8 protein-coding genes are annotated in these 4,718 nt (G+C 71.9%); 6 read left to right on the top strand and 2 right to left on the bottom strand.

All coding sequences use genetic code 11. The features are described from left to right. Nucleotides 1-409: helix-turn-helix transcriptional regulator (locus H5J29_RS21430; protein WP_181782834.1), on the top strand; the 409-nt coding region annotated here is incomplete at its 5' end. Here H5J29_RS21430 and H5J29_RS21435 read toward each other — a convergent pair. After that, on the bottom strand, nt 396-947 hold the full coding sequence (locus tag H5J29_RS21435) for an isochorismatase family protein (RefSeq protein ID WP_181782835.1): 552 nt from the start codon (nt 945-947) through the stop codon (nt 396-398). The genes H5J29_RS21430 and H5J29_RS21435 overlap by 14 nt on opposite strands. Before the next feature lies 1 nt (nt 948). Then, entirely contained in the window at nt 949-2,235 is a 1,287-nt protein-coding gene (locus tag H5J29_RS21440) for a nicotinate phosphoribosyltransferase (protein ID WP_181782836.1), read from the bottom strand. A gap of 55 nt (nt 2,236-2,290) precedes the next feature. Here H5J29_RS21440 and clpS point away from each other — a divergent pair, with 55 nt between their 5' ends. The 5 genes from clpS to H5J29_RS21465 form a co-directional block, all read left to right on the top strand. Further along, nucleotides 2,291-2,593: an ATP-dependent Clp protease adapter ClpS gene (gene clpS, locus H5J29_RS21445; protein WP_181782837.1), complete on the top strand. Its 303-nt coding sequence runs from the start codon at nt 2,291-2,293 to the stop codon at nt 2,591-2,593. Beyond that, nucleotides 2,590-3,141, top strand: a complete 552-nt coding sequence (locus H5J29_RS21450; RefSeq protein ID WP_181782838.1) for a DUF2017 domain-containing protein — start codon at nt 2,590-2,592, stop codon at nt 3,139-3,141. Before clpS ends, H5J29_RS21450 begins: the two co-directional genes overlap by 4 nt. A 65-nt stretch (nt 3,142-3,206) precedes the next feature. Next, complete coding sequence (locus H5J29_RS21455; RefSeq protein WP_181782839.1) at nt 3,207-3,554, top strand: hypothetical protein; 348 nt, start codon at nt 3,207-3,209, stop codon at nt 3,552-3,554. Continuing rightward, the gene (locus H5J29_RS21460) at nt 3,551-4,129 is read left to right on the top strand and encodes a DUF3558 family protein (protein ID WP_181782840.1); all 579 of its coding nucleotides are present in this window, start codon (nt 3,551-3,553) and stop codon (nt 4,127-4,129) included. The genes H5J29_RS21455 and H5J29_RS21460 overlap by 4 nt, the downstream gene beginning before the upstream one ends. Nucleotides 4,130-4,161: 32 nt before the next feature. Continuing rightward, on the top strand, nt 4,162-4,718 hold a 557-nt coding region (locus tag H5J29_RS21465), incomplete at its 3' end, for a hypothetical protein (protein ID WP_181782841.1).

The following is a 4,718-nucleotide window of genomic DNA, read 5'->3' on the forward strand; positions in this document are numbered from 1 at the left end:
TCGCGAGGGCTACGCCGACGCCGCCCGCGCCCTGCTCACCCTGCTCCTGGTGCGCCTCGGCAGGCTCGGCGTCGACGGTCGGGAGCAGGTCGACCCCCTCGTCGCCCGGGTGTTCGCGGTGATCGAGGACCGCTTCGCCGACACCCTGTCGCTGCGGGACGTCGCCGCCGCCGTCGGGCTGACCCCCGGGCACCTGACGACCGTGGTCGGCCGCACCACCGGCCGCACCGTCCAGCAGTGGATCACCGAGCGGCGGATGCGCGAGGCGCGCAGGCTGCTCGCCGAGACCACCCTGACCGTCGCCGACGTGGCGGGGCGGGTCGGCTACCGGGACCCCGGCTACTTCCTGCGCCGCTTCCGCACCGCCCACGGCGTGACGCCGACGGCGTGGCGGCTCAGCGGAGGGTGACGCCCGCCTCCCGCAGCTCGGCCAGGGTCCGGTCGGTGGACTCGGGGGCGACGCCGGCACACAGGTCCGGCAGCAGCCGGGTGGACAGACCGGCACCGAGGGCGTCGAGCGCGGTGGCGCGCACGCAGTAGTCGGTGGCGATCCCGACGACGTCGACGGCGTCGATCCCCTTGTGGTGCAACCACGCCTGCAGAGCGACCTGGCCGGGCTCCGCGCCCTGGAACCCGGAGTACGCCGCGGTGAACTGGCCCTTGTCGAACACCGCCTCGATCCGCGCGACGTCGAGCGAGGGATGGAAGCTCGCCCCCGGCGTCCCCGCCACGCAGTGCACCGGCCAGCTGTGCACGAAGTCCGGGGTGTCGCTGAAGTGGTCGCCGGGGTCGACGTGGAAGTCCCGGGTCGCGACCACGGCCGCGTACTCCCCGCTGCGGGCCTGCGCGGAGATCTCGGCGGCGATCGCGGCGCCGCCCGCCACGGCGAGCGAGCCGCCCTCGCAGAAGTCGTTCTGGACGTCGACGACGATCAGGGCGCGGGCCACCTCACGCCCCCGGGAAGACGGTCGGGATGGCGGGCTCGCCCTTGGAGAGCTTCAGGCCCTCCCACGGCACGGAGACCAGCGCCTGACGCAGCCGCTCCCGGCCCTCGTCGAGGGTGGGCAGGTCGGGGAGGGCGTCGCCGCCGCGGACCAGCGGGATCGGCAGCACGCGGTCGTGGGGGCCCCGCTCCACCGTGGTCGAGGCCAGGTGCACGACCTCCTCCACCGCGGTCCCGGTGGGCTTGTAGCGGCGCAGCGCCGACTTGCGCCCGCCGCGCGACTCCTTGCTCGACGACCGCTTCGCGACCGGCCGCCCGTCCACCTCGACGAGCTTGTAGACCATGCCCGCCGTCGGCGCGCCGGACCCGGTGACCACGCTCGTCCCGACCCCGTAGGAGTCCACCGGCTCGGCGCGCAGGCTCGCGATGGCGTACTCGTCGAGGTCGCCGGACAGCACGATCCTGGTGTTCACGGCGCCGAGCGAGTCCAGCTGCTCGCGGGCCTGGTGGGCCATCACGCCGAGGTCACCGGAGTCGATCCGGATCGCGCCGAGCTCCGGCCCCGCCGCCTCGATCGCGAGCTCGATGCCGCGGTGGATGTCGTAGGTGTCCACGAGCAGGGTGGTGTCCGTGCCCAGGGCCTCGACCTGCGCGGAGAACGCGCCCAGCTCGTCGTCGTGCAGGAGGATCCAGGCGTGCGCGGCGGTGCCCGCGGCGGGGACGCCGTAGCGGCGGGCGGCCTCCAGGTTCGACGTCGTGGCGAAGCCCGCCAGGTAGGCCGCGCGGGCGGCGGACACCGCGGCCTCCTCGTGGGTGCGCCGCGAGCCCATCTCGATGAGCGGGCGGCTCCCCGCGGCCGTGACCATCCGGGCCGCGGCGGAGGCGATCGCGCTGTCGTGGTTGAGGATCGAGAGGAAGAGGGTCTCGAGGACGCACGCGTCGGCGAAGGTGCCCGTGACGGTGAGGATGGGGGAGCCGGGGAAGTAGAGCTCGCCCTCGGGGTAGCCGTCGACGTCCCCGGAGAACCGGTAGTCCTTCAGCCAGGCGAGCATGCGGTCGTCGAGCCCGCCCTGCAGGGAGGCCAGCTCCTCGTCGCCGAACCGGAAGTCCGCCAACGACTCCAGCACCCGGCCGGTGCCCGCGACGACGCCGTAGCGGCGCCCGTCCGGGAGCCTGCGGGCGAAGAGCTCGAAGGTGCACTGACGGTCCGCGGTGCCGTCGGCGAGCGCCGCGGCGACCATGGTCAGCTCGTACATGTCGGTGAGGAGCGCGGTGCTCCCGTTGCCGCTCATGTGGTGAGCCTATGCGGCGTTCTGCGGGCGTGGGGGAGCGTGTCACCATGGAGACATGTCCGTGCCGCTGAGCTCGCCCGCCACGCGGGTGGACCCTGCCGTCGACCCGGATACCGAGACCACTGGGGACACCCCGTGGCAGGCGGTCGTCTGGAACGACCCGGTCAACCTCATGTCCTACGTGACCTACGTGCTGCAGAAGATCTTCGGGTACCCGGAGCAGAAGGCCACCGCGCTGATGCTGGACGTGCACCACAAGGGCAAGGCTGCCGTGTCCAGCGGGGACAAGGACAAGATCGAGGGCGACGTCGCGAAGCTCCACGCAGCGGGCCTCTGGGCCACCATGCAGCGCACGTGAACGGCTGGAAGCGCGCGGGTCGCGGGTCGCGGGTGCGGCTGGTCACCACGCTGGAGGAGCAGGAGTCCACCGTCCTGCGCGGGCTGGTCGGCGAGGTCCTGCAGATGCTCGAGGCGCGGGAGGGCGAGTCGCCCACGGACGAGCTCGCCGAGCTGACCGGCATGAGGACAGGTCCGTCGAAGCGGCCCGAGGACCGGGTCCTCGCCCGGCTGCTCCCGGACTTCACGATGGAGGACGCGGACCTCGCCGCGGGCCTGCGCTCGCTGCACGAGCCCGAGCTCATCGAGGCCAAGCAGCACGCCGCCTCCGCGGTGCTCGCCGCGCTGCCGACGCACGGCGGCCGGGTCGAGCTGGCGCCGGAGCAGGCGGACGAGTGGCTGACGGCGCTCAACGACGTCCGGCTCGCCCTCGGCACCGCCCTCGACGTCTCGGAGGAGACACCCGAGGAGTTCCCGGAGGAGGACCCCCGCGCCCCGCACCTGGGGGTCTACCACTGGCTGACCTTCGTCCAGGACTCCCTCGTCCAGGCCCGGATGCAGCTGCTCTGATTCACGGGTGTGAACGATCTCGTCGTTCGCCCCTGACCCGCCCCTCGGCCTGCGATCATCAGCCCATGACCGCCCCACGCTGGGACGACCCCGAACCCGTCCCTGTGCGCCTCGAGACGCCGAGTGCCGCCACCGCGCTACGCGTGGACCCGGAGCGGGTTCACACCTTGGTCGCGAGACTGGATTCCGTGATCCGCGACATCGTGGACCTCGAACATCAGCTGCGGGCGCCCAGGATCGTGAGCGCGGGTGAGGATCCTGTGAGTCGCAACGCCGCGCTGCAGAGCTCACTCATGCTCCGCGCCTCGATCGACTACCTCAGTAGTTGGCGAGGAAGCATGATCGCGGCGAGAGAGGCCATCGTGCGACAGGCCGAGGGGTATCGGCAGGTGGACATCGGGGCCCGGGCGTGAGCTCGAACCGCCGCCGCACCGGAGCGCTTCTCGCAGCTGGGCTCCTGACCCTCTGCTGCGCATGCGGCGCCGATGACTCGGGGACTGATCGAACTCCTTCCGACCCTCTGCCATCGCCGGACCTGAGCCTCGAGGGTCCCCAACGAAGCGTCTCGCGGCCGCTCGACGTACGCGGTGTAGTTGCGTGCTCAGTTCTCGACGCTGAGGCCGCTCAAGCGGTCGGTCTTTCGGTCACCACGGCTGCGGATGAGTCGACCGCCGCGGCCTCATCGTGTGCCTGGCGTAGCCCGGACAAGTCCCTCGATGTGGACATCGTGATCAACACTGACCTGGGCCTCGATTTCGTGTACGCGCAAAGAGACACGTTCGAGACGTTTGAGGAGTTCGAGATCAGGAGCTACCCGGCTCTTCGGCTCAGTCCTGGAACGTCACCGACGTGCGAGGTCTGGGTCGGCCTGGCTGAGCGCCAGGTGCTCGTGGTGCACGCCAATTCGCTGAAGGCCGAGGCTCCTCGACTATGCGAAGCGGCAGTCAACGTGTCGGCGTCCGTGCTGGTCACCCTGGGGGAAGCGTAAAGACGATGGAGCAGAGAGAACGAGGCGCGTCGATGAGTGGGGCCAGCTACGCAGGCACTGCGGTGGTCTTCGAGGGGATGCCGCTGCGGGAGATCCGGGATCCGGTGATCGCGGGGCAGGGGCCTGCGTCGATGCGGGCGGCGGCGGAGGCGTTGGCGGGGGTGGCGGAGCGGCTCCGGGACATCAACGCGCAGATGGTGGCGATCGAGCGGGCCTACGTCGAGGTGCACGAGGGCACGGCGGCGGAGAGCACGGCGGCCTACCTGCGCAGGCTGGGCGAACCGGGCCGGGTCGGGGCGTACTCCTTCGGCTCCGCGGCCCAGGCGCTGCAGGACCAGGCCCAGCACTACTCCGCGGCGAACACCGAGCTCGCCGGGATCCAGACCCTCGACACGGCCGCGGGGACGCGGGCCGCGGCGCAGCTGTCGGACGGCAACCGGCAGAAGGCCGCCGACGCCGCGAACCGCTACCAGGAGAACGCGAACCACACCCTCGCGACCGCCTTCCCGGCCTTCATCCCGGTCAGCCTGCCGACGCCGGACCCTGCTCCGGCTCCCGTGCCCGAGCCGCCCGCGTGGCCGCAGGTGTC

The sequence above is a fragment of the Pseudonocardia pini genome, assembly GCF_013870575.1.
Taxonomy (GTDB): Bacteria; Actinomycetota; Actinomycetes; order Mycobacteriales; family Pseudonocardiaceae; genus Pseudonocardia; species Pseudonocardia pini.

What these genes read in the sequence shown, in the direction of transcription:
- H5J29_RS21440 (WP_181782836.1), bottom strand. Translation starts at nt 2,235, where the DNA reads ATGAGCGGCAACGGGAGCACCGCGCTCCTCACCGACATGTACGAGCTG.
- clpS (WP_181782837.1), top strand. Translation starts at nt 2,291, where the DNA reads ATGTCCGTGCCGCTGAGCTCGCCCGCCACGCGGGTGGACCCTGCCGTC.
- H5J29_RS21455 (WP_181782839.1), top strand. Translation starts at nt 3,207, where the DNA reads ATGACCGCCCCACGCTGGGACGACCCCGAACCCGTCCCTGTGCGCCTC.